At 64.5% G+C, this 24361-nt stretch carries 25 protein-coding genes; 7 read left to right on the top strand and 18 right to left on the bottom strand.

The window, feature by feature from the left end:
* Both X741_RS143080 and X741_RS143085 read right to left on the bottom strand, forming a co-directional pair.
* Positions 1-1187, bottom strand: a 1187-nt coding sequence (locus X741_RS143080) for an AI-2E family transporter (RefSeq protein WP_023779712.1), incomplete at its 3' end; no start/stop codon positions are given.
* On the bottom strand, positions 1159-1716 hold the full coding sequence (locus X741_RS143085) for a CDP-alcohol phosphatidyltransferase family protein (RefSeq protein WP_031250385.1): 558 nt from the start codon (positions 1714-1716) through the stop codon (positions 1159-1161). The genes X741_RS143080 and X741_RS143085, both read right to left, overlap by 29 nt.
* Positions 1717-1921: 205 nt before the next feature.
* Between X741_RS143085 and purM the strand changes: the two genes are divergently transcribed.
* From purM to X741_RS143100, 3 genes are read left to right on the top strand one after another with little or no spacing between them, the layout of a single operon-like run.
* A complete protein-coding gene (gene purM / locus X741_RS143090) occupies positions 1922-3016 on the top strand; it encodes a phosphoribosylformylglycinamidine cyclo-ligase (RefSeq protein WP_023779710.1) in 1095 nt (364 codons plus the stop codon).
* On the top strand, positions 3013-3726 hold the full coding sequence (gene purN / locus X741_RS143095; RefSeq protein WP_023779709.1) for a phosphoribosylglycinamide formyltransferase: 714 nt from the start codon (positions 3013-3015) through the stop codon (positions 3724-3726). The genes purM and purN overlap by 4 nt, the downstream gene beginning before the upstream one ends.
* 15 nt (positions 3727-3741) lie before the next feature.
* Positions 3742-4254 (top strand): histidine phosphatase family protein, encoded by a 513-nt coding sequence (locus X741_RS143100; RefSeq protein ID WP_023779708.1) that lies wholly within the window; start codon positions 3742-3744, stop codon positions 4252-4254.
* Positions 4255-4308: 54 nt separating this feature from the next.
* On the opposite strand, the gene X741_RS143105 is transcribed toward X741_RS143100, so the two are convergent.
* Together X741_RS143105 and X741_RS143110 are read right to left on the bottom strand one after the other, a co-directional pair.
* Complete coding sequence (locus X741_RS143105; protein ID WP_031250384.1) at positions 4309-4548, bottom strand: DUF680 domain-containing protein; 240 nt, start codon at positions 4546-4548, stop codon at positions 4309-4311.
* 339 nt (positions 4549-4887) lie between these two features.
* Complete coding sequence (locus tag X741_RS143110; protein WP_023779706.1) at positions 4888-5115, bottom strand: DUF680 domain-containing protein; 228 nt, start codon at positions 5113-5115, stop codon at positions 4888-4890.
* 499 nt (positions 5116-5614) lie between these two features.
* Between X741_RS143110 and X741_RS143115 the strand changes: the two genes are divergently transcribed.
* Positions 5615-6292, top strand: a complete 678-nt coding sequence (locus tag X741_RS143115; protein WP_013896236.1) for a response regulator — start codon at positions 5615-5617, stop codon at positions 6290-6292.
* A 13-nt stretch (positions 6293-6305) separates the two neighbouring features.
* Entirely contained in the window at positions 6306-7658 is a 1353-nt protein-coding gene (locus X741_RS143120; protein WP_023779704.1) for a sensor histidine kinase, read from the top strand.
* 4 nt (positions 7659-7662) lie between these two features.
* On the opposite strand, the gene X741_RS143125 is transcribed toward X741_RS143120, so the two are convergent.
* The 11 genes from X741_RS143125 to X741_RS143165 form a co-directional block, all read right to left on the bottom strand.
* Positions 7663-8541, bottom strand: a complete 879-nt coding sequence (locus X741_RS143125; protein WP_023779703.1) for an ABC transporter permease — start codon at positions 8539-8541, stop codon at positions 7663-7665.
* Positions 8542-8552: 11 nt separating this feature from the next.
* Positions 8553-9407 (bottom strand): ABC transporter ATP-binding protein, encoded by an 855-nt coding sequence (locus X741_RS143130; protein ID WP_051410503.1) that lies wholly within the window; start codon positions 9405-9407, stop codon positions 8553-8555.
* A gap of 144 nt (positions 9408-9551) precedes the next feature.
* Positions 9552-10565, bottom strand: coding sequence for an ABC transporter substrate-binding protein (locus tag X741_RS143135; RefSeq protein ID WP_023779702.1), 1014 nt, complete (start codon positions 10563-10565; stop codon positions 9552-9554).
* 175 nt (positions 10566-10740) lie between these two features.
* Positions 10741-10998 carry a dihydrodipicolinate reductase C-terminal domain-containing protein gene (locus X741_RS01000000167120; RefSeq protein WP_023779701.1) on the bottom strand — a complete coding sequence of 86 codons (258 nt, stop codon included), beginning with the start codon at positions 10996-10998 and terminating at the stop codon, positions 10741-10743.
* A 12-nt stretch (positions 10999-11010) separates the two neighbouring features.
* A complete protein-coding gene (locus X741_RS1000000171555; RefSeq protein WP_280940351.1) occupies positions 11011-11133 on the bottom strand; it encodes a hypothetical protein in 123 nt (40 codons plus the stop codon).
* A gap of 8 nt (positions 11134-11141) precedes the next feature.
* Positions 11142-13235, bottom strand: a complete 2094-nt coding sequence (locus tag X741_RS143140) for an ATP-dependent helicase (RefSeq protein WP_023779699.1) — start codon at positions 13233-13235, stop codon at positions 11142-11144.
* A 71-nt stretch (positions 13236-13306) separates the two neighbouring features.
* Positions 13307-13495, bottom strand: coding sequence for a hypothetical protein (locus X741_RS143145; protein WP_023779698.1), 189 nt, complete (start codon positions 13493-13495; stop codon positions 13307-13309).
* Positions 13496-13724: 229 nt separating this feature from the next.
* The gene (locus X741_RS143150) at positions 13725-13925 is read right to left on the bottom strand and encodes a hypothetical protein (protein ID WP_023779697.1); all 201 of its coding nucleotides are present in this window, start codon (positions 13923-13925) and stop codon (positions 13725-13727) included.
* A 287-nt stretch (positions 13926-14212) separates the two neighbouring features.
* The gene (locus X741_RS143155) at positions 14213-15373 is read right to left on the bottom strand and encodes a M20 aminoacylase family protein (RefSeq protein WP_023779696.1); all 1161 of its coding nucleotides are present in this window, start codon (positions 15371-15373) and stop codon (positions 14213-14215) included.
* The gene (locus X741_RS143160; protein WP_023779695.1) at positions 15366-16610 is read right to left on the bottom strand and encodes a Zn-dependent hydrolase; all 1245 of its coding nucleotides are present in this window, start codon (positions 16608-16610) and stop codon (positions 15366-15368) included. Before X741_RS143160 ends, X741_RS143155 begins: the two co-directional genes overlap by 8 nt.
* A complete protein-coding gene (locus tag X741_RS143165; RefSeq protein WP_031250381.1) occupies positions 16607-17851 on the bottom strand; it encodes a diaminopropionate ammonia-lyase in 1245 nt (414 codons plus the stop codon). The genes X741_RS143160 and X741_RS143165 overlap by 4 nt, the downstream gene beginning before the upstream one ends.
* Positions 17852-17954: 103 nt before the next feature.
* Between X741_RS143165 and X741_RS143170 the strand changes: the two genes are divergently transcribed.
* A complete protein-coding gene (locus X741_RS143170; protein ID WP_023779692.1) occupies positions 17955-18428 on the top strand; it encodes an Lrp/AsnC family transcriptional regulator in 474 nt (157 codons plus the stop codon).
* Positions 18429-18509: 81 nt separating this feature from the next.
* A complete protein-coding gene (locus X741_RS143175; RefSeq protein WP_031250380.1) occupies positions 18510-19652 on the top strand; it encodes an NAD(P)/FAD-dependent oxidoreductase in 1143 nt (380 codons plus the stop codon).
* A 33-nt stretch (positions 19653-19685) separates the two neighbouring features.
* Here the strand turns inward: X741_RS143175 and X741_RS143180 are convergent, their stop codons facing one another.
* From X741_RS143180 to X741_RS143190, 3 genes are all read right to left on the bottom strand, one after another.
* Positions 19686-21794: a molybdopterin oxidoreductase family protein gene (locus X741_RS143180; RefSeq protein WP_023779690.1), complete on the bottom strand. Its 2109-nt coding sequence runs from the start codon at positions 21792-21794 to the stop codon at positions 19686-19688.
* A gap of 82 nt (positions 21795-21876) precedes the next feature.
* Positions 21877-23754 carry an ABC-F family ATP-binding cassette domain-containing protein gene (locus X741_RS143185; protein ID WP_023779689.1) on the bottom strand — a complete coding sequence of 626 codons (1878 nt, stop codon included), beginning with the start codon at positions 23752-23754 and terminating at the stop codon, positions 21877-21879.
* A gap of 139 nt (positions 23755-23893) precedes the next feature.
* Positions 23894-24346, bottom strand: a complete 453-nt coding sequence (locus X741_RS143190; protein WP_013896252.1) for a MucR family transcriptional regulator — start codon at positions 24344-24346, stop codon at positions 23894-23896.
* Positions 24347-24361 lie beyond the last annotated feature (15 nt).

Below are 24361 nucleotides of genomic sequence, written 5' to 3'. Positions count from 1 at the left end.
CGGCCGCCGCCACGATCGGCGGGCAGCGGCGGCACGGGCTCTTTCGCATGGCCCTTGTAGAGCGGCGATTCGAGATAGCGGGCAATGGCAAAGCGCACCAGCACGGCGACGGCCGCCGAAGCCGGCACGGCGATCAGCAGGCCCACGAAACCGAACAGCGCGCCGAAGGCAAACAGCGCGAACATCAGCCATACCGGATGCAGGCCGACGCTTTTGCCGACCAGCCGGGGCTGCAGGATGTTGCCTTCGATGAACTGGCCGATGAAGAACACCACGGCGACGGCGACGATCATGGTCCAGTCCGGCCAGAATTGGACGAAGGCAACGCCGACGGCCAGCACCAGGCCGGTCAGTGAACCGACATAGGGAATGAAGGAGATCAGCCCGGCGAAGAGGCCGATGAGGATGGCGAAATTCAAGCCGGTCAGCGTCAGGCCGGTGGCGTACATGGCGCCAAGCACCAGGCAGAGCGTGCCCTGGCCACGCACGAAGCCGGCGGTGGCGGTGTTGATGTCGCGCGCGATGGCGCGCACCGTGGCGACGTTGTCGCGCGGCACCCAGCTGTCGATGACCGCGACCATGCGGTCCCAGTCGAGCAGCATGTAGAAGGCAACCACCGGCGTCACCACGAACAGGCTGACCACCGAGACCAGCGCCATGCCGGAAGTCCACAGCGAGGTGAACACGGTGGTGATCAGGCCAAAGCCGGAAGTCAGCAGCGAATTCAGCCCGTCGCGCAAGCCATTGGCGTTGACGCCGAATTTCTCTTCCAGCCATTTCGGGTCGAACGACGTGATCAGGCTCTGCAGCCGGGTCAGGTACTCCGGCAGTTTGCCGGCGAAGTCGGCCATCTGCGTCGCCAGCACCGGTATCAGAATGACGAATGCCAGCACCAGCACGATCAGGAAGGTGATGAGGATGACCACCGTCGCCATGAAGCGCGACAGGCCAAGCCGCTGCAGCCGGTCGGCGACCGGATCGAGAAAATAGGCAAGCACCATGCCGGCGACGAAGGGCAGCAGTATGTCGCTGAAGACATAGAGGAACAGCGCAAGCACCGCCAATCCGGCCAGCCAGAAGAATATCTGCCGGCGGAACGCCAGAGACGCAGTTTCGCCTGCCGCCGCAGCCTCAGCGGCCGCTTCGATGGATCCTTGGTCAGGTGTCCGGTTTGGAGCTTTCGCCATAGCCGCTCATATGCCTCAGCCAAGCCACGAGATAGGCCGCGGCCGAAGCCACGGTCAAGACCCCGGACAGCAATATGAGGGCCGGCCGCAAAGGGTCGAGTCGCACGGCAAGAGCCAGCTCGCCCAGCACGACCGCCGCCAGGACGATCTGGATGGCGGTGTTGGCCTTCGAGACGAACAGCGGCTTCATCTCGACCGGCTGGGCCATGACGGAAGACAACAGAACCGCGCAAACGATCAGCGCATCGCGCGCCACCATGGTGACGACCAGCCATAGCGGCAACTGTCCGATGAAGCCCATGACGATGAACACCGAAACCAAAAGCAGCTTGTCGGCAATCGGATCGAGATAGACGCCGAGCCTGGACGGCTGGTTGAAACGGCGGGCGATGAAGCCGTCGACACCGTCGGAGACGCCGGCGACGACGAAACCGACGAAGGCCCAGTCCCAGCGCTCCTGCAGCATGGCCAGCACCACGGCAGGCACCAGGAGAAGCCGCAGGCTGGTGATCAGGTTGGGGATCGTCAAAATGCGTGCCTGCCAGTTTGCTTGCTGATAGATGATGGAGACGAAAGCGGGGTGCAAGGGAGAACCGCCAATCCCCTTTGCCGCGCGGACTGGCCGGTGGGGGTCCGCTGTCCACGATTTTGTCACTTTGAACCGCGCCTCCGCCGCCGTTATCCTTGCCCCCCGAAACCATTCATGCGAAGAGCCCGCAAACAGGGAAATTGCGATGAGCAAGCGCGAAACGGGCCAGGACAAAACGGGCAAGCGCAGGAACGGGCTCACTTATGCCGAGGCCGGTGTCGATATCGATGCCGGCAATCTGATGGTCGAGAAGATCAAGCCGCTGGTGCGCGCGACGCGCCGGCCGGGCGCCGATGGCGAGATCGGCGGGTTCGGCGGCCTGTTCGACCTCAAGGCGGCGGGCTTCACCGATCCGGTGCTGGTCGCCGCCAATGACGGCGTTGGAACCAAGCTCAAGATCGCCATCGAAGCCGGCAAACACGACACGATCGGCATCGACCTCGTCGCCATGTGCGTCAACGACATCGTCGTGCAAGGTGCCGAGCCGCTGTTCTTCCTCGACTATTTCGCCACCGGCAAACTCGACCCCGACCAGGGTGCGGCGATCGTCGGCGGCATCGCCCTGGGCTGCCGCCAGGCCGGGTGCGCGCTGATCGGCGGCGAGACCGCGGAAATGCCCGGCATGTACCACGGCAACGACTACGACCTTGCCGGCTTTGCGGTGGGCGCGGCCGAACGCGGCCAGTTGCTGCCGACCGACGATATCGTCGAAGGTGACGTGCTGTTGGGTCTTGCCTCCTCGGGCCTGCATTCGAACGGGTTTTCGCTGGTGCGCCGCATCGTCGGTGTCAGCGGCCTCGCCTGGAGCGATCCGGCGCCATTCAACGACGAGGTGACGCTGGCCGAGGCGCTGCTCGAACCGACCCGCATCTACGTCAAGTCGATCCTCAAGGCGATCCGCAACACGCATGGCATCAAGGCGCTGGCCCACATCACCGGCGGCGGCTTCCCGGAAAACATTCCGCGCGTGCTGCCCAAGGACTTTTCGGCCGAACTCGACCTCGAGGCGATCGACGTGCCCGCGGTGTTCTCCTGGCTGGCCAAGATCGGCGGCGTTGCGCCGGAAGAGATGATGCGCACCTTCAATTGCGGCATCGGCATGATCCTGGCGGTCGCCTCCGGCCAGGCGGCGCAGGTCGCCGCCGTGCTGCAGGAAGCCGGCGAGACGGTGACGCCGATCGGCCGCATCGTGCCGCGCCGCGACGCCGGCGTCATCTATCGGGGCTCGATCGGCCTATGAATATGCAGAAGAAACGCACCGTCGTCCTGATCTCGGGACGTGGATCGAACATGACCGCGCTGATCGCTGCTGCCAGCGATCCGGCCTTCCCGGCGGAGATCGTCGGCGTCATCTCCGACAAGGCGGATGCCGCCGGCCTCGGCATCGCCAAAGCACGCGGTATCGCCACCCGGGTCATTTCCCGTGCCGACCATGGCAGCAAGCAGGCGCATGACGCCGCGATCGACGCCGCACTCACGGCCTTCAACGCCGATATCGTGGCGCTGGCCGGCTATATGCGCATCCTCACCCCCGGCTTCGTGCAGAAATGGCAGGGCCGCATGATCAACATCCACCCTGCCCTGCTGCCCGCCTTCAAGGGGCTTGATACGCATGCGCGCGCACTTGCCGCCGGCATACGCATCCACGGCTGCACGGTGCATTTCGTCACGACCGAAATGGATGACGGCCCGATCATCGCGCAGGCGGCCGTGCCGGTGATGGTCGGCGACAATGCCGACACGCTGGCCGCCCGGGTGCTGAAAGCCGAGCACCGGCTCTATGCGCTGGCGCTGGGACTGGTCGCCGAAGGCAAGGCGCGCATGGAGGCCGGCCGCACCGTGCTTGCCCATTTTGCCGACGATGCCGACAACGGCACGTCGGTGGTGATGGCGCCCGACCCGCTGCGCGAAGAAGCCGATCTGGAGCACCTGGCGCGCATTACGCCTTGAGTTGAGGAGGTGGCGATGAGACAGTTGCTTCTCCTTCGTCACGCAAAATCGAGCCGAGACGACCCTGGTCTCGACGATTTCAACCGGCCGCTCGCCGAGCGCGGGCTGAAGACGGCGCCGCTGATCGGGCGTGAGCTTGCAGCGCATGCCTGGCTGCCGGATCTGGCGCTGGTGTCGCCGGCGCTGCGCACACGCGATACCTGGCGGCTGGTGGCGGCGGAGTTGCCCATGCATCCTCGATCCGTGTTTGCCGAGGCGCTCTATGATGCTTCGGCGGCGGATATTCTGAGCCAGATTCGCCTGGCCGACCCGTCGGACGGTTGCCTCCTGGTGGCCGGCCACAATCCGGGCCTGGAGGATCTTGCGAAACAACTTGCCGGTTCAGGATCGGAAGCGAAAGCGCGCAAGCGGCTCGAGGAAAAGTTCCCAACGGCAGCCCTTGCACGCTTTGTCTTCGACGGCGACTGGTTCGGCCTGACGTCCGCGCGGCTGACGCATTTCCTGCGGCCGAGGGATCTGAGCCAGTAAGCTGATGTTGGCAGGAAGGGCGAGGCGAACCCTCCGCATATCTGCCCACGGACATCAGTTCCCCCAGATGCCCTGGCCGGGTTCGGGCCATTCCTTAGTGGGTTTCATGTTGGTGTCGGCTGCCTTGTGCCCAGCCATATCCGTGTCCCTGACCGCGCCGGTAACGGCGTGATCGACGCCGGCGACCGAGGCAACCGGCTGGTTGGCACCATCGGAGCTATAGTGGTCGCTGCCGGCAAAGGCAGCGCCGACCATAACGAAAATGGCGGCGGTAGCGAGAGCGATCCTGTTCATTTCAATCTCCTGTTTCATCCGTTGGGCGGCGTCTTGGGAGGACGGTTCCGCTAGAGCATTGATGCCGAAAATGTGAAGCAGCTTTCGGACGCCCTCATGCTCTATCTCTTTGATTTAGAGGCGAATTCAGATTTCAAATCATTCGACCTGAAATCATCCGGCTCTATGGACAAGACCCGAGGCCGCCGGGTTTTATTCCTGGAGATGGAAGCTTTTTTCTGGCGAGTGCGAAGACCGACGGCCCAAGACGGTGCCCGTCAGTGCCTGCGCCATGGGCACAAAAACAAGAGCGGCGGGCCAAGCCCACCGCTCTTTGTCGTCATGCAGGGTTTGAAGCTACTAGCGGCCCCAGATGCCCTGGCCCGACTGGGCAGGAACCTTCGCATTGGCGTCGGCCTGCGTCTTGTCGATCTTCAGAATCGAACCGGTGCGGAGCGTGTCGACGTTGGAAGTCGACTGGGTGGCGACCGGCTGGTTGGCATTGTTGGAGCCATAATTGTCGCTGCCGGCGAAAGCGGTGCCCGTGGCAACGAGGATGGCGGCGGCGGTAAGAGCGATCTTGGTCATTTTGGTTACTCCAGTTTGCTAGTCCTGTCCGGTCTAGCGGCGTGTCCTTGGGAGAAATTTCGCGTCGCTCGGACCACCCCGAAGTAGGGAGTGCCTTTTTTGATTGCCAGTCGGGTCGGTTTTACAGTCTTCCGTTATATTATGAACAATGCATATTGCACCGCAGCCAATGCGACTTTATTTCTTCAATTTTTTCAGCAGCTTAAGTTTTCGCCTTCGACGAAAGCGACACCAGTTCGCGAGCTATTGTTCACCGTTTGCAATACAATCCGTCAATCAGAACCGAACCGTTCGGTTCGATTCAATGGGGAAGTGGATGCGGAAATGGATGGATCGAGCCTGCGTAAAACCTTTCGCCGCCGGCCACCTGCCCGCATTTGCCTTGCGTCGAGATCGAGACTATCGCTCATTTCAGGTCTGATTGTCGGATGCGGCGGCCGTTCGAGCTCAGGGCAGCCGCCGAGACCGAGAAAAGACGGACGCAGGAACAGTAACAGACATGCGATTGCTGCTTGTCGAGGACAACCACGAACTGGCGGACTGGCTGGGCAAGACCCTGCGCCAGGCGCATTATGTCGTCGACATCGTGCATGACGGCGAGGATGTCGAGCATGCGCTGGCGGCCGGCGACCATGCGCTCATCATCCTCGACCTCGCGCTGCCGCGCATGGGCGGAATGGAGGTGCTGCGCATGCTGCGGGCGCGCGGCAACCGGGTGCCGGTGATCGTGCTCACCGCAAATGCCAGCCTCGACGGCCGCGTCAAAGGCCTCAACGAAGGCGCGGACGACTATCTGGCCAAGCCTTTCCAGATCGAGGAACTCGAGGCACGTATCCGCGTGCAGTTGCGCCGCGCCAATGACCGCACCGCGCCGATGATCACCTGCGGCGACCTCGTCTTCGACACCAACACAAGGCTGTTTTCGCTCGCGGGCGAAACGCTGGCGCTGACACCGCGCGAACACGCAGTGCTGGAACAGTTGATGGTCAAGGCCGGGCGCACCGTGAGCAAGGCGGCATTGTCGGCCGCGATCTACGATTTCGAGACCGACGCCGATCCCAGCGCCATCGAAATCTACGTGCACCGCGTGCGCAAGAAGCTCGAAGGGTCGCGGGTCCAGATCGCCACCTTGCGTGGTCTCGGCTACCTCTTGCGCCAAGACGATTTGGCGCCGTGACGACCCTGGCGCCATGAGGATCAACAGCCTCCGCCTGCAATTGCTGGCATGGGTGGTGCTGCCGCTTGCCGGGCTCGCGACCATCAACCTGTGGACCAGCCAGCGCAACGCACTGGCGACCGCGGACCTGGTGACCGACCGGATGCTGGTCGGCTCGGCGCGGGCGATAGCCGAGCAGGTCGCCATGGTCGACGGCGTGCTCGATGCCACGGTGCCGCCGGCGGCGATCGAGATGTTCGACACCGGCGACCGCGACAGCGTCTATTATCGCGTCGAGACAGCCGCCGGGCGGCTGCTGACCGGATACCCCGACCTGCCCGAAGCGCCGCGGCATGCCAGCGTCGAGGCCCCCTATCGCGATCATCAATTGCGACTCCTGACCCTTGGCCATGCGGTGATCGGCGCCGGCAACGACTCGCCGATAACGGTCACCGTGGGCGTTACCCTTGCCGGCCATGACGCCATGGTCAAACGGCTTTGGTTCAGCGCCTTTGCCCAGCAACTGGCGCTGGTGGCGATTGCCGGCGTGTTCGTGCTGCTCGGCTTGCGTCGCGGCCTGGCGCCGTTGATCCGTCTTCGCGATGCGGTACGCTCGCCAAACCGCAGCGACCTCGATCCCGTCGAAGTGCCCGGTGCGCAAAGCGAGATTCGCCCGCTGATCGACGCGCTCAACGCCTATATGGAGCGCGTGCGGGCGCAGATGGCGGCGCAACGCCGCTTCATCGCCAATGCGGCGCACCAGCTGCGCACGCCTCTGGCGCTGCTCTCCACACAGGCAAGCTATGCGCTTCGCGAAAGTGCCGCCGATGCTCGCCATGAGGCGCTGGTGGCGCTGCAGGCGAGTTCCGGCAAACTGGCACGGCTGGCCGAACAGCTCTTGACCCTGTCACGCGCCGAGCCAGGCAGCCGGCGGCCGCGCGCCGACCGCATCGACCTGGCCGAAGCCGCCCGCCACGTGCTGGAAACGCAGGCCCCGGCAGCGATCGCCCGCAACATCGATCTCGGCCTCGAGGAGGCCGGTCCCGTGCCGGTCACCGGCGACGGCACCATGCTGCGTGAGATGATCGTCAACCTCGTCGACAACGCGCTGCGTTACTCCCCGGTCGGGGGGCGTGTCACGGTCAGCCTGGCGGCCCTCGATGGCGAGGCCGTGCTGACCGTCGCCGACAACGGACCCGGCATCCCGGCGGACGAACGCGAGCATGTGTTCGAACGCTTCTATCGCGTCGCCGGTTCGAGCGAGCAAGGCAGCGGGCTTGGGCTCGCCATCGTGCGCGAGGTCGTCGAGAACGCCGGCGGCCGCGTCACCCTCGGGGATGGTGCTGCCGGCGGCCTGGTGGTCGAAGTGCGGCTGCCCCTGGCCTGACCGATCACGTTCCCTGCTCGTTGAACGGCGCCGGCCGCCACTTGACGACATAGTTCTCGAAGCGGGTGATGATGAACTCCACCACCAGCGCCATGACAGCCAGGATGATCATCGCGGCGAACACGCCATTGGCGTTGAAGGCGCCCTGTGCGGTCGAGATCAGCAAGCCCATGCCTTGCTTCGCGCCGAGGAACTCGCCGACCACCGCGCCGACCAGCGCGAAGCCGAAGCTGACATGCAGGCTGGCGAGGATCCAGCTCATCGCCGAAGGAATGATGACGGTGCGGGTGATCTGGAACGGCGAGGCGCCAAGGATCTGGGCATTGGCGATCATTGCCCTGTCGGCCTCGCGCACGCCCTGGAAGGCGTTAGCGAAAACAACGAAGAACACCATCACCACGGCAAGCGCCACCTTGGACGCCATGCCGAGGCCGAGCGCGATAATGAACACCGAGCCGAGCACGACGCGCGGCACCGAATTGGCGATCTTGATGTAGATCGAAAAGACATCCGCCAACAGCCGATTGCGGCCCAGGATGATGCCGGCGGCGATGCCGCCAAGGGCACCGATGACAAAGCCGAGGAAGGTTTCCTCCAGCGTCACGTAGATCTGCAGCCAGAGCGGGCCTTGCGAAGTGCCTTCGGTGATCCATGACCAGATCTGCTGCCAGATGCCAGACGGGCTGGCGAAGAAGAACGGGTCGATGATGTTGTAGTCGGCGCCGAGTTCCCACAGGCCAAGGAAGACGACCAGGATCGCCAGGCGCAAGGAGATCACAAGCGCATGGCGGCGGCGCAGCCTTGCCCTCGCCCGGGCTTCGGCAACGGCGATGGAAGCATCGCGGACGGCGGCCCGGTTGGCGGTCGGAGAGATTGCGGTCATGCTGTTTCTCCTCAATGTCCGGTCTGCAAGGTCCGGCTCTGGCCGAGCTGCACTTCCTCGCGCAGATCGTTCCAGATCACCTTGGCGATCTCGACGAAGTTCGGGTCGTAGCGGATGTCGGCCATGACGCGCGGGCGCGGCAGGTCGATGCGGTAGACGCTCTTGACCGTGCCCGGCCCAGCGGTGAGCACATAGACCTTGTCGGCCAGCGCCACCGCCTCCTCGAGGTCGTGGGTGACGAAGACAACCGAGGATTTCTGCTCCGACCACAGACCCAGCAATTCGTCCTGCATGGCGGTGCGCGTCTGCATGTCGAGCGCGCTGAACGGCTCGTCCATCAAAAGGATCTTAGGCTGGTTGATGAAGGTCTGCGCCAACGCGACGCGCTTGCGCATGCCGCCCGAAAGCTGGTGCGGATAGTGTTTTTCGAAGCGGCCGAGGCCGACGCGGGCGATCCAGTCGCGGGCGCGGTCGTAGGCCTGCGCCTTCGGCGTGCCGCGATAGAGTGGACCGGCGGCGACATTGTCGATGACACTGCGCCAGGGAAACAGCGCATCCGCCTGGAAGACAAAGCCGATGTCCCGGCTGATATCGGTGACCGGATTGCCCATGACGCGGACATTGCCGGTCGTCGGTCGCAGCAGGCCGGTGACCAGGTTGAGCGTCGTCGACTTGCCGCAGCCGGTCGGCCCGACGACGCAGGCGAACTCGCCGCGCGCCACGGTCATCGTGAAATCGCGGATCGCCGTCATCATGTGCCCGTCGGGCGTGACGAAACGCAAGGTCACATCATCGATGGCGATCGCGGCGTCGGCTTGTGGCGCGGCCTGAGACAGCTTCTCGGCCGCCATGGGTTGCACTTGCATGGCGCACTCCTGTCGCAATGGGGCAAGGGAGCCCGCGGCAGTGCCACGGACATCTTGCATGTTCGGGGAGGCTGCGCCGCTGCCGTCTTGATTCAAGCAGCCGGCGCAAACCCTTGTTATTCAATGAGTGGCAGGCTGGCGCCGCTATTTGGCGGCGTCGACGAATTCCGTCGTATAGGTCTTCGACAGGTCGATCTGCTTGCCTTGCAGGCTCTTCGAGAATGTCGAGAGAACCTTGAGCACGGTCGGCGGGCCATCGGCCGGCATGCGGCCATCCGGCGTGAACATCGCCTTGCCGCCGGCCAGCCCCTGCACGTAGAGGTCGCGGTTGCCGGCATAATAATCCTTCGGCATCTTGTCGACGATCTCTTCGGCCGAATGCGTGGCGATGAATTTCATCGTCTTGACGAAGGCGTTGGCGAGCTTCTGCGCCTCGTCCTTGTGGCCTTCCAGCCAGGAGGACTGGACATAAAAAGACGCTGCCGGATAGTCGCCGCCCAGCGCTTCCTTGGTCTTTTCGGGCGTGCGCATGTCGACCAGGATGCTTGCCTCGCCGGTCTTGAGCAGTTTGGCGATGGTCGGCTCGGTGGTCATGCCGGCCTGGATCTGGTCCTGCTTGACGGCGGCGATGAAGGTGTTGCCGGCGCCGACCGGCAGCAGCGTGTAGTCGCCGGGCTTCAGGCCGCCGCGCACGGCAAGATACTGGGTCAGGAAATCGGTCGAGGAGCCGAGACCGGTGACGCCGAGCGTGGCGCCCTTGAAGTCGGCGGGCGACTTGATCTCCGGGTGCTTGGCGGAGACCAGCTCGACCTCGCCAGGCGCCTGGCTGAACTGGACGATCGACTGGATGTATTTGCCCTTCGATTGCAGGTCGACGGTGTGATCGTAGAAGCCGACAACGCCCTGGACGGCACCGGCCAGCAGTTCATTTTCGGCCTCGACCCCGGCGCGCGAGTTGAGCAGTTCGACATCGAGCCCTTGGTCCTTGAAGTAGCCGAGCTGCTGGGTGAGCACGGCAGGCAGATAGATCTGCTTTTCCATGCCGCCGACGATGATGGTGATCTTGTCGGCAGCCGAAGCCACCGTGGCGCCTGTGGCCGCGATGGCAAGGGTTAGCGCCGCTGTGCGCAGGGCGCACTTCGAGATGAAACCGGTCACGAAACTTCCTCCACTTGGGCGGTGCGCCTTTAGGCTGCGCCGCATTCCTCCTTACCGGCCGCTCCCGCACCGGTCACACGGCGAACGCCGCAATGACTTCATGGCACGCCCAAGCTTTCAGCTGGCTTTCAGTCGTTTTAGCGGCCGTTGAAATGGAATCGGTTGTGGCTGCTGGTCACGAAGCGCCAAAACCGAGAACGTCGCGCATGTCGTATTCGCCGGGTTGGCGCCCCGCCACCCAGAGCGCGGCGGCGATGGCGCCACGAGCGAACATGATGCGGTCGCCGGCCGCATGCGACAGGGTAACCGTTTCGCCCTCGGTGCAGAAGCCGACGCTGTGCTCGCCGACGATGCTGCCGCCACGCACCACCGCGAAGCCGATTTCGCCAGCGCGACGCGCGCCGGTGACGCCATCGCGAACATACCGCGCCACCCGCGTCGAGTTCTACCTTGCGTCCGCCGGCCAGGCGAGCGCCAGCCGTGGATCGGCCCGCACGGCGTCCGTCATCTGGCGGCCCATGCGGCCGAGCGCGCCGGCGATTGCGATCCTGATCGGCGGCTGCGGCATGGCCTCGGCTATTTCCACATGCCGCGCATGCGTGCGCCGATGTCGACTCGCACGTCCGGCCGGGGCGCCCTGCCCTGCGCGGCCTGCGCGCTTGGCCACGACATCTGTTCGAACGCGGCGAGGATCGAGGCCGGGATGAAGCGGGTGCGCGAGGCATAGAGATGGCGGTCCCCGCGCGCCGCCTGGCCGTGAGGAAAGAAGCGCTGCGGCATGACCAGGTTGAGGTTGTCCTTGGCCCGTGTCATCGCGACGTAGAGCAGCCGGCGCTCCTCCTCGATGTCCTCCTTGGTGCCGACGCCGAGATCGGCCGGGATGCAGCCATCGACAGTATTGAGCACGAAGACATTTTTCCACTCCTGGCCCTTGGCCGAGTGGATGGTCGACAGGATCAGATAATCCTCGTCGCGATGCGGCGGCCCGGCCTGGTCGCTGGTCGCGTCCGGCGGGTCGAGCGTCAGCTCGGTCAGGAAGCGTTCGCGCGAGGCATAACCCGATCCGATCTGCTCGAGCTGCAACAGGTCGGCGCGGCGCGTGATCGCGTCCTCGTGGATGCGCTCCAGATGCGGCTCGTACCACAGCCTGACCTGTTCGAGATCGGCGGGCCATTTGGCGCCGGCCCGCAGGCCCGAATAGAGCGAGACGAAGCTTGGCCAGTCGTCCGCCGCGCGCTGTGGCGGGCGCCATCCGGCCAGGCCCATCGCCTCGTCCAGCGCCGATGTCATCGTCTCGACGACCTGCGCGGCGGCCGAAGGGCCAATCCCCGGCAAAAGCTGCAGCACCCGAAAGCCGGCGACGCGGTCGCGCGGGTTTTCGGCGAAGCGCAGCACCGCCAGCACATCCTTGACATGGGCGGCATCGAGGAACTTCAAGCCGCCGAACTTGACGAAGGGAATGTTGCGCCGCGTCAGCTCGATCTCGAGCGGCCCGCTGTGGTGCGAGGCGCGAAACAGCACCGCCTGGGATTTCAGCGCGGTTCCGGCCTCGCGCTCGGCCAGGATGGCGTCGCAGACGAAGTTCGCCTGCTCGACCTCGTCGCGCACGTTCACCAGTCTCGGCTTGCCCGTGGATTTGCGGTCCGACCACAGGTTCTTGGTGAAGCGTTCCGAGGCCTCGCCGATCACCGCGTTGGCGGCGGCGAGAATGGTCTCGGTCGAGCGGTAGTTGCGCTCCAGCATCACCACATCGGCGGCTTGCGCGAACTGCTTGGGGAAATCGAGAATGTTGCGCACCTCGGCGGCGCGGAACGAATAGATCGACTGCGCATCGTCGCCGACCACCGTCAGCCCGGCACCGTCGGGCTTCAGCGCCATCAGGATCGAAGCCTGCAGCCGGTTTGTGTCCTGGTATTCATCGACGAGCACATGGTCGAAACGCCCGCCCAGATGCGCGGCGATTTCAGGCTCGGCCGCCATCTGCGCCCAATAGAGCAGCAGATCGTCGTAATCGAGCACGTTCTGCGCTTGCTTGGCCTCGACATAGCCCGCGAACAGCTGCTTCAGCTGCTCGGCCCAGCCGGCGCACCACGGAAAGGCCGAACCCAATACTTCGCCCAGCGGAGCCTGCGCGTTGACGGCTCGCGAATAGATGGCGAGGCAGGTGCCCTTGGTCGGAAAGCGCGCCTCCGTCTTCGAGAGGCCGAGTTCATGCCGGACCAGATTCATCAGGTCGGCGGAATCCTCGCGATCATGGATGGTGAAGGCCGGATCGAGGCCGATCTCCAGCGCATAGTCGCGCAGCAGCCGGGCGCCGATGCCATGAAAGGTGCCGGCCCAGGTCAATGCATCCGTGATCACTGCCGCGTCGCGGCCGAGCACCTCGCCGGCGATGCGCTCGACGCGTCTCGCCATTTCGGACGCGGCGCGCCGCGAAAAGGTCATCAGCAGGATGCGGCGCGGGTCGGCGCCCTTGACGATCAGGTGCGCGACGCGATGCGCCAGCGTGTTGGTCTTGCCCGAGCCGGCGCCGGCAATGACCAGCAAGGGCCCCGCGATCTTGCCGTCGCCATGCTCGACGGCCTGGCGCTGGGCGTCGTTCAGCCGGGCGAGATAGGCGGGCGGGACGGTCGATTCCACAAAGGTCGAATCATGGGCGGCGAGGTTCATCGCCCATCAAGCATCGTTTCCGCTTTGTTCGCAACACAGAAGCGGCGCGATAGGGGACGACGGCTTGGGGACTATCGCTTGGGGGACTGCCGTTTCGGATCGACGCCCATCGCCGCCGATTGACGGCGCAGAGCCTCGCGGTCGCTTCTTGGCGCCGGCAGCAACAGCGGGTCGAAATTGTCGGGCACCTCATCGATCATCTTGCGAGCGAGGCGGTATGCGAGAAGGGCAAGGCTGGCTGCCAGAAGCAAACGGATCATGGAGCGGTTCTCCCGTGATCGGGATCAACCAAAGGAATGGCGTTTTGTTCCCTCACGCGAAATTCGCAACCAAACCGGCATCACCTCGTTTTGAGACAGGAGGCGATAGCGATGAACTGCCGCCAACGACAGCTCCCCGCGGCGAACAAAGCCTCGCCAGCAATCCGGTTGTGAACACGGACACCGTCGGCAAGTGAGCCAACGCTCGTGCAACAGGTTCCCGTCGGTTTTAGGGCATCGCCGAGATGCATTCCTCGAGCCGCTCGAGGCGGAACTTGGCATTGCGCAGTTCGTGCCCGGCTTCGTGCCGTTGCTGACGGCTTGGGGACGATGACGCCGCGGTCAGGTTTCGTTCGAGCTCGGCGATACGCGCACGCACCTGCCGCGCTTCGTCCTGACGCAACGCCTTTATCCAGTTCCGCCCGCGCATCTGTCTTCCCGCAAGTCCCCCAAAGACCAGCCGCTTTATGCCAGCAACACACTAACTTCCCGCAAGTGCGAATATTCCAAATTTAATGAGTGCTAATTTAGCAAGGCGGCGCCACGGAGAAGAAGGCCGGCGCCGCTTGGGAGGAGAAAGGCGCCGGCCAAGCGGATAAGAGGTCCGCCGCAAGGAGGAGGCTAGCTGAGTCTTGCCGCTACGTCATGCAGGATCGAGGATTTTGGCTCTTTCCGGGCGTTTTCCCCCGCAAAACGCACAAGAGAGTTATCGGCCCTTCAAACCCCAAGCCGTCGCCTGGCGATGGCGACATGGAAGTTGGCACCGAACAGCAAACCCTCATCATTGAAGTCATAGCTGGAATTATGGAGTGGCGCCGAGGCTTCGCCATTGCCGAGGAAGACAAAACAGCCCGGCACGTGGTCGAGGAAGCGGGCAAAATCCTCCGAGGCTGTCATCGGCTCAGCCGCCACCGCGATGTTGCCGGGTTCGAAGACGTCCCTGGCGGCGGCGAAAGCCGCGTCGACCAGTTCGGCATCGTTGCGCAGCGGCACGAATTCGCGGCTGTAGTCCACTTCGACGGAGACGTTGTAAGCGGCGGCGGTGCCTTCAGCGATTATACGCATCTGGCGTTCGATCCCGGCGCTGACCTCGGGGCGGAAGCTGCGCGCGTCGCCAAGGATGCGTGCCAGGCCGGGCAGCGCATTGCGGGTACCATCGGTGATCAGTTCGGTCACCGAAACCACCGATATGTCGGCCGGGCTCAGCCGGCGCGAGACGATGGTCTGCAGATTGGTGACCAGCGCGCAGGCGGCGACCAGCGTTTCGTTGCCCGAATGCGGCCGCGCCGCGTGGCCGCCGAGCCCGCTCAGTACGATCTCGAAGATGTCCTCGGCCGACATGATCGGGCCGGCGCGGGTCTCGAAATGCCCGATGGGCAGGCCGGGCATGTTGTGCAGCCCAAAGATCTCGTCAAAGGGGAAACGCCGCATCAGGCCATCGTCGAGCATGGCCAGCGCGCCCCTGCCCCATTCCTCCGCCGGCTGGAAGATGAAGCGCACGGTGCCGTCGAAACCACCCTCCGCTGCCAGCCGCTTTGCCGCGCCGAGCAGCATGGCGGTGTGGCCATCATGGCCGCAGGCATGCATGACACCGGGATTGCCGGACCGGTACGAGGCGGTCGATTGCTCCGCGATGCGCAGCGCATCCATGTCGGCTCGCAGTGCAACGGCGCGGTTGCCGCTGCCGCGCTTCAGCGTGCCGACGACCCCAGTGCCGCCGACACCCTCGGTGACATCATCCAGGCCGAATTCGCGCAGCTTGGCGGCGACGAAGGCCGCGGTGCGCTTCTCCTCGAAGCCGAATTCAGGATGCGCGTGCAGGTCGCGCCGCCATCCGATCATTTCCCGCCGCAGCGTTTCAGGATCGAGTTCAGCCATTCCCGCGCTCCTCCATCCCCGCTAGGTCGGCGACCACATCAAGCAGGATGTTGGCGCCGGCGACAAGCTCGGCATCTTCGGTGTGCTCGTGCGGACTGTGGCTGATGCCTCCGGCACTCGGCACGAAGATCATCGCCGCCGGCGCGATGCGCGCGATCATCTGCGCATCATGGCCGGCGCCCGAGGTCATGCGCCTCGAGACGAGCCCGCGCTTGCTCGCGGCGGCCTCGATCAGCTCAACGACCCGGCCGTCGAAAATGACGGGCTCGAAGCGAGCCAGCCTCTCGACCGTCACGGTCATGCTCTCGTCGGCGAGCCGTTCCAGAAAGGCGGCCAGCGCCGCCTCCTCCGCCTGCAAGCGCTGTTCGTCGGGATCGCGCAGGTCGACGGTGAAGACGGCGCGCGATGGAATGACGTTGATGGCGTTCGGCTCCAAGCGCATCGTGCCGACAGTGGCAACGGTTGGCGAATTGGACGCCGCTGCCCGGTCATGCAGGAAGGTGATCACGCGTGCCGCCGCATATCCGGCATCACAGCGCATCGACATCGGCGTGGTGCCGGCGTGGTTGGCGACGCCGTCGATGGTGATGCGCTGCCAGGAGATGCCTTGCAGGGTCTCCACCGCGCCGATCGGGATGCCCTCGCGCTCCAGGACCGGCCCCTGCTCGATGTGCAGCTCGACATAGATGTGCGGCTTGAGAAAACCGGGGGCGCGGTCGCCGGCATAGCCGATGCGGGCCAGTTCCTGGCCGAGCGTGCCGCCGTCGGTCCCGACAGCGGCGAGTGCCGCTTCGACGTCAACACCGCCGGCATGGACCAGCGATCCCATCATGTCGGGAGAGAAGCGCACGCCTTCCTCGTTGGTGAAGGCCGCGACGGCGAGCGGGCGCGATAGCGAAAGGCCTGACGCTTTCAGCGTCTCGATCACCTCCAGTCCGGCGAGCACGCCGTAGCAGCCATCATAAATGCCGGCGTCGATGACCGTGTCGATATGCGAGCCGATGAGCACCGGCGCGTGCCCGTTATTGTCCGCGTCTTGCCAGATGCCGAAGATGTTGCCGATGCGGTCGATAGCGATATCGAGCCCGGCCTGCCGCAGCCAGCCGACGAAGAGGTCGCGGCCGAGCTTGTCGGTGTCGGAAGCGGCCAGCCGGATCAGCCTGCTCTCGGCGTCGCGGCCGACGGCGCCGAGTTCACGGATGCGGCCAAGCAGGCGCTGTGCGTCGATCGCGATCATGGCATGGCCTCGACAGCAAGCTTGGCCTCGACAGCAAGCTTGGCCTCGACAGCAAGCTTGCCGGCCAGCACCTCGGCGGGGCTCATGCCGACGAGACCGGCATAACGGCTTGGGTCGGTGGCGCCTTCGGTGTTGATCACCAGCACGCGGGATTTGCCGTCAAGCCCAAGTTCGGCCTTGTTTTCGGCCACTGCCCGGATCAATCCGGCAAGGCCGACGCCGCCGCTTTCACCGGCGACGATCACAGGGTCGCCGCCGGCCGGCCGCGCCAGCCGCCGCATCACCGTGACGGCGTCATCCTCGTCCACGGTCATGAAGGCGTCGGCAACGCGCGCCAGCACACGCCAGGCGACCGGCGAGGCCTCGTAGCATTCCAGCATGGCCATCACCGTCGGCTCGTCATGCGCCACCTTGACCACGCGCCCGGCCACAGCGGCTGCGACGACGCACGCGGCGCGCGCGGGCTCGACGACAATGAAGGTTGGCCTGGCATCGCCGAGCACGATGGCCAGATGGCCGGCCACCGCGGCGGCAACGCCGCCGACGCCTGCCTGGACAAAGACGTGGGTCGGCGGTTCGCGGAGCTGGCGCAGCGCCTCGCGCACGATTGCGGTATAGCCTTGCATCACCAGGCCGGGAATACGCTCATAGCCCGGCCATGACGTGTCCGACACCACGGTCCAGCCCTTCTCGGCGGCGACCTTTGCGGCTTGCCTGACCGAATCGTCATAATTGCCCTCGACACGAACCATCCGGGCACCATAGCGGGCTATTGCCGCGATCCGCTCGTCGCTGACGCCTGCATGGACAAAGATCACGGCCTTAGCCTCGGCAAGCTCGGCACCTTGCGCAACGGAGCGGCCGTGATTGCCGTCGGTGGCGCAAGCGACCGTCATCGTCGCGGCGACCGAGCGGACATCGGGCCGGTCGAGATCACCGACATCGACCGGGCGGCCGAGCCGCTTTCCTGCCTCCTCCAGAACGAGGCGGAAGACGGCATAGGCGCCGCCCAGCGCCTTGAAGCTGCCGAGGCCGAGACGAAAGCCCTCGTCCTTGACATGCAGCGCACCGAGCCCGAGTTCGCCCGCCAGCGCCGGCAGCGCGTGCAGCGGCGTCACCCTGTGATTGTCGCGATGGGCAAGAAAGCGCTCGACCGTGTCCGCCCCGGCAATCCCGAGGGTTTCGGCATCGGCCGCATCAAGTGGTTGGCGATGCAGGTCATTGCGATTGGGCAGGAACACTGACGGCCTCCTTGGCGATCGGCGAGAATATATTGCAAGACTGGCGCAAAAAGCGCTGTATTTAGGCTCGTAAAATGCAAGTTTGTTTCGCTGGACATCGCCATTGCCTCAACCGTCACTCGACAGTTTCGATCTCGCCATCCTTGCCATCCTGCAGCGGGACAACACCACGCCGCAGCGACTGATCGGCGAAGCGGTGAACCTGTCGGCGCCGGCGGTGCAGCGCCGCATCAAGCGCATGGAGCAGGCCGGGGTCATCGCGGGCAATGTCGCCCTAGTCGAACCGGCGGCCGTCGGCCAGCCCATCACCATCTTCGTCGAGGTGGAGCTGGAGAGCGAGCGCACCGAACTGATCGACGCGGCCAAGCGGCAATTCTCGGCGACGCCCGAAGTGCAGCAATGCTACTACGTCACCGGCGAGGCCGACTTCATTCTCGTCCTCACCGTGGCCGACATGAGCGCCTATGAGGCACTGACGCGAAAACTGTTTTTCGGCAGCAACAATGTCAGAAAATTCCGCACCTTCGTCGCCATGGACCGCGTCAAGGTCGGGCTGACGGTGCCGTTGCCAAGTTGAGTCTTGGCGGCAGGGAGGCTCCAGTCCGGCCTGCCATGCTTTTGACATTCTCCGGACGCGAATTGATTGATGGAGGTGCACTTGGACGACACCACACCAGTAGCGATCATCGGCGCCGGGCCTGCGGGCCTTGCTGTTGCCGCTTGCCTGAGGCAGGCCGGCGTCGACTTCACCATCATCGAAAAAGAGCAGCAGGCCGCACCCGCCTGGCGGCGCCATTACGAGCGCGTCCACCTGCACACGACGAAGCGCTATTCGTCCCTGCCCTTCGTGCCCTTTCCCAAGCATTATCCGCGCTACGTGCCGCGCGCTCTCTTCGTCGACTATCTCGATGCCTATGCGCAACGCTTCGAGCTGCGGCCTCGGTTCGGAGAAACGGTAAAAGCGGTCACTCGGGACGGTCGCGGCTGGCGGGTCGAAGCGACATCCGGTCCGTTGCGCGCCAAGCATGTGGTGATCGCGTCAGGCTACAATGCGGAGCCCTTGCGACCCGAATTTGCAGGCATCGACACCTTCACGGGCAAGACGCTGCACAGTGCCGACTATCGCAATGCCACGGCTTTTGCCGGTCAGTCGGTGCTGGTCATCGGCATGGGCAACACCGGTGCCGAGATCGCGCTCGATCTGGCGGAAAGCGGCGCAAAACCGACGATTTCCGTGCGCGGCGGCGTTCATATCGTGCCGCGCGAACTGTTCGGCGTGCCGATCCAGATTGTCGGCATGGCGGCGCGGCTGGGACCGCAGCGCTTCAACGATGTTCTCTTCCCCATCATCCTCGACCTGGTGCTGGGCAGGCTGGAAAAATACGGGCTCAAACGGCCGGGACAGGGGCTGCTGGAACAGATCGCGATTGCATCGCGCATTCCGGTGATCGACGTCGGCACCATCGGCAAGATCCGCGAAGGCGCGATCAAGGTTGCGCCCGATATTGCCGACATTTCGGAACGCGGCGCCCGTTTTGCCGACGGCAAACACGGCGAATTCGACGCGATCATCTTCGCCACCGGTTACCGCCCGGGCTATGCCAAGTTCCTGGAGCCGGGCATCGAGCCGGACCGCAGCGGCGTTACCGCGCAAGCTTCGGATCTCGGCCTCTACCTTGTTGGTTTCCACAACGCCGTGACCGGCTTGCTGCGCGAAATCGGGATCGAAGCCCAGGCGATCGCCGACGACATCCGTCACCGGCTGAACAGGAAGAAGGCGGCCGAAATCCTGCCGGTGTGATTGGACGCGAGTGGAGCGAAGCTCCGTTCGGCCTCAACTTGCCTTGCGCAGCCACACCTTGTTGTCGTGGAAGGCAGCGCCGCCATAGGGCGCCGGCGCATCGGCGCCGGTCAGCACGTTGATGCCCTCGCCGCGCTCATGCGCGCTGTTCGGCCAGATGCCTTCGGCGATGACGACGCCGCGCTTGATGCCGTCGAACAGCTTGGCGTGCAGCACCACCTCGCCACGCTGGTTGCCGATCTCGACACGGTCGCCGTCGGCCAGCCCAAGGTCCGCCGCATCCTCGCGGTGCAGGAGCAGCACCGGCCTGCCTTCCTTTTCCTTGGACACCGGCGTCTCGGCAAAGGTCGAGTTGAGGAAATTGCGCGCCGGCGAGGTCGCCAGCCGGAACGGATGCGCCTCGTCGGCCACCTCGATCAGGTCGACATGGTCGGGAAATTCCGGCAGCCGGTCCACCGGGCCGAACAGGCCCATGCTCTTCGGCGGCCGGTTGGGGGCAGCCTGTCCGGTCCAGTCGGCGCGGAAGCGGAATTTTCCATCCGCATGGCCAAACCCCTTGATGAAATGTGCGGTCTCGAAATCCGGCTGCAGATCGACCCATTTTTGCTCCTTCAGGCTGTCGAAGCTGCCCAGCTCGCGCTTGCCGAGAATAATGTCGATATGCTGCTGTTCGGTCAGGCCAAAGCCCGGGCGGTCGGCGACCCCCAGGCGCACGGCCAGTTGTTCGATGACGAAATGGTTGGTGAGCGGCCCTTCCGGCGGCTCGATCAGCTTGGGTCCGAGCGTGATGTGCTGGTTGCCGCCGCCCTTGTAGAGATCGTCGTGCTCGAGGAACATCGTTGCCGGCAGCACGACATCGGCGAGTTTTGCGGTGTCGGTCATGAACTGCTCGTGCACGCAAGTGAACAGGTCGTCGCGCAGAAAACCCTGCTTCACCAGCCGCTGCTCGGGCGCGACATTCACCGGATTGGTGTTCTGGATCAGCATCGCCGTCACCGGCGGTCCGCCATAGAGCGCATCCGCCGCTCCGGTCAGCACCGGGCCGATACGCGAATGGTCGAGATGGCGGATCGAGGGATCGCGCATCCTGGTGCCTTCCAGCACCTCCTGGTTGAGCTTGAAGATGCCGGAATTGGAATGGAAGGCGCCGCCGCCCTCATATTGCCAGCTGCCGGCGACCGCGGCGATGCAAGAGGCGGCATGCATGTTGACGGCGCCATTGCGCTGCCGGGCAAAACCATAGCCTAGGCGGAAATAGGTTTTCCTGGTCGTGCCGACGAGGCGGGCGAAGGCCTCGATCTCGCCAATGGTCAAGCCCGTGATACCAGCCGCCCATTCCGGCGTGCGTGTCTTGAGATGCGCTTCGAGCCCCTTCGGGTCGTCGGTGTATTTTTCGAGATAGGCGCGGTCGGCCATGCCTTCCCTGAACAGCACATGCATGACCGCGCAAGCCAGCGCGCCATCGGTGCCGGGCTTGAGCACAAGACCCATGTCGGCCTGCTTCATCGTAGCGTTTTCATAGACGTCGATGACGACGATCTTCGCCCCACGTTCCTTGCGCGCCTTAATGGCATGGGTCATCACATTGACCTGCGTGACCACGGCATTGGTGCCCCAGATCACCACGCAATCGGACTTCGCCATCTCGCGCGGGTCCGGCCCACGCAAGGCGCCCGCCCCCATCATCCAGCCGGTCCAGGCGAGATTGGTGCAGATCGATCCGAAGAAGCCTGAATACTTTTTCGCGTGGCGCAGCCGGTCGATGCCGTCGCGCTGCACCAGACCCATCGTGCCGGCATAGAAATAGGGCCAGACCGTCTCCGAGCCGTATCTTGCCTCGGCCGCGATGAATTTCTCGGCGACGAGGTCGAGCGCTGCCTCCCAGCTCGCCTCCTTCCATGAGCCATCACCCTTGGCGCCGGCGCGGATCAGTGGCTTCAGCAGCCGGTCCGGATGATGGACGCGGTCGGCATAGCGCGCGACCTTGGCGCAGACGACGCCGGCCGTGTAGGTGTTGGCCTTGGCGCCATGGACGCGGCCGATGCGGTTGCCGTCGAGCAGCTCGACCTCGAGCGCGCAGGTCGATGGGCAATCATGCGGACAGGCCGAATGGCCGATGCGGAGCTTGGCGTGCTGGTTCATGGGGTTTGTCTAGCGGGTTTTGGCGTCGGCGTGTAGGGCCAGATGACTAGCCAATCTCCCCCACAAGGGGGAGATTACGCACTCACTCCGCGGTGCCTTCCTCGTACTCCGCCGACATGGTCAGCCATTTTTCCTCATGACCGGCCAGCGTCTGGGCGAGTTGCGAGCGTTCCTTGGCCAGCCGCGTCGCGGTAGACGGGTCCTTTTCATAGATCGCCGGGTTGGCCAGTTCGTCCTCGATGCCGTCGATGCGCTTGCGGATGCGGTCCATCAGCGCCTCGGTGGCGCGGATTTCCTTGGCCAGCGGTTCGAAGGCGGCGCGACGCGCGGCCGCGTCGCGGCGGCGGTCGGCTTTCGACGCCTTGTCGGCCTCGCGCTTGCCGCGCCGGTCGCCGGACACGCCGGTGACCAGCGTCTTGTAGTCCTCCAAATCGCCATCATACGGGTTGACCGCGCCGTCCTTGACCAGCCACAGCCGGTCGGCGGTCGCTTCCAGCAAGTGGCGGTCGTGCGAGATCAGGATGACGGCGCCGGGAAACTCGTTGAGCGCATGGATCAGCGACTCGCGACTGTCGATGTCAAGGTGGTTGGTCGGCTCGTCGAGGATGAACAGGTTCGGGCCCTCGAAGGCCGACAGGCCCATCAACAAACGCGCCTTCTCGCCGCCGGACAGGTCCTTGGCGGGCGTGTTCATCTTCTCGGTGGTGAGGCCGAACTGGGCAACGCGGCCGCGCACCTTGGATTCCGGCGCTTCCGGCATCAGCCGGCGAACATGCTCATAGGCGTTTTCCTCCGGGCGCAGATCGTCGAGCTGGTGCTGGGCAAAGATCGCCACCTTCAGCCCAGGCGCCACCGTCATCGTGCCGCTCTCCTGCTTGAGCCGGCCGGACAGCAATTTGGCGAAGGTCGACTTGCCGTTGCCGTTGGCGCCGAGCAGCGCGATGCGGTCGTCGGCGTCGATGCGCAGCGTCATCTTCTTCAGGATCGGCTGGCCCTCGGTGTAGCCGACATTGACGTTGTTCAAGGCAACGATCGGCGAGGCCACCGTCTTCACCGGTTCGGGAAAAGAGAACGGCCGCACCGAATCGTTTACGATGGCCGCGATCGGCTTCATCTTCTCCAGCGCCTTGATGCGCGACTGCGCCTGCCTGGCCTTCGAGGCCTTGGCGCGGAAGCGTTCGACGAAGGATTCCATATGCTTGCGGGCGGCTTCCTGTTTGACGCGGCCCTTCTCCTGCAATTCCTTCTGCTCGGTATACTGGCGCTCGAACTGATCGTAGCCGCCGCGCCAGAAGGTCAGCTTCTTCTGGTCGAGATGGACAATCGAATTGACGGCGCGGTTGAGCAGGTCGCGATCATGCGAGATCAGAAGCACGGTGTGGGGGTATTTCGAGACGTAGTTTTCCAGCCACAACGTGCCTTCGAGGTCGAGATAGTTGGTCGGCTCATCGAGCAGCAGCAGATCCGGCTCCGAAAACAGCACGGCGGCAAGCGCCACGCGCATGCGCCAGCCGCCGGAGAAGGACGAGGCCGGCCGGCGCTGCGCTACATCGTCGAAGCCGAGGCCGGCCAGGATGGTGGCGGCGCGGGACTCGGCCGAATGCGCGTCGATGTCGGCCAGCCGCATGTGGATGTCGGCGATGCGGTGCGGATCGGTGGCGGTCTTTTCTTCTTCGAGCAGCGCCGTGCGTTCGAGGTCGGCCTTGAGCACGATCTCGATCAGCGGTTCCTCGGTGCCAGGCGCTTCCTGCGCCACCTGGCCGATGCGCGTGTTCTTCGGCAGGCTGATCGAGCCGGTCTCGGAGGGAAAATCGCCGGTGATGGTCTTGAACAGCGTCGTCTTGCCGGTGCCGTTGCGGCCGACAAGGCCGGCTTTGGTACCGGCCGGCAGGGTCAGGGAGGCATGGTCGAGAAGCAGGCGCCCCGCCATGCGCAGCGAGAGGTCATTGATGATAAGCATGGCCGCGCTTTTGCACGGGAGATCAGTGCTTCGCAAGGCCTTGCGGACCAGTTGGTCGCGCAAGGCCTCAAAACGGGCACCCGCAAGTGCCCGTCAGTATCGCAGATCGGTGGCTTTCGTGCCGGCCGAGCCACCGCCCTCAGGCAGTGGCCTTGCCGCGCTTTGCCGTCTTGGCCACCGCGGCCGGTGCCACGGCCGGCTTACGGCCAAGTCCCGTCGACTTCGCCAGCGCCGACCGGGTCGCCGAGTAATTCGGGGCGACCATTGGATAGTCCGGCGGCAGGCTCCACTTGGCCCGATAGTCGTCCGGGCTCAAGCCATAGTCTGTCCTGAGGTGTCGCTTGAGCGACTTGAATTTCTTTCCATCCTCCAGGCAGACGATGTAGTCGGGAAATACCGACTTTTTCGGATTTACGGCAGGAACCAGGCTCGGGCTTTCAACGACAGCCGCACCGGCCAGCTTTCGAACCGAGGCGCTGACGCTGGCAATCAGGTCAGGCAGGCCGGAAGCTGGAAGTGGATTGTTGCCAACATAGGCCGAGACAATATCGGCCGTGAGCTCGATAACGGTCTTATCCTCGATATTTGACAATGCTTTCACCTTATT

Origin of the sequence: Mesorhizobium sp. LNHC221B00 (assembly GCF_000502935.1) — a bacterium.
Classification (GTDB): domain Bacteria; phylum Pseudomonadota; class Alphaproteobacteria; order Rhizobiales; family Rhizobiaceae; genus Mesorhizobium; species Mesorhizobium opportunistum.
Note: the sequence above shows the minus strand (reverse complement) of the source record. Positions and strands in the feature narration are given on the sequence as shown.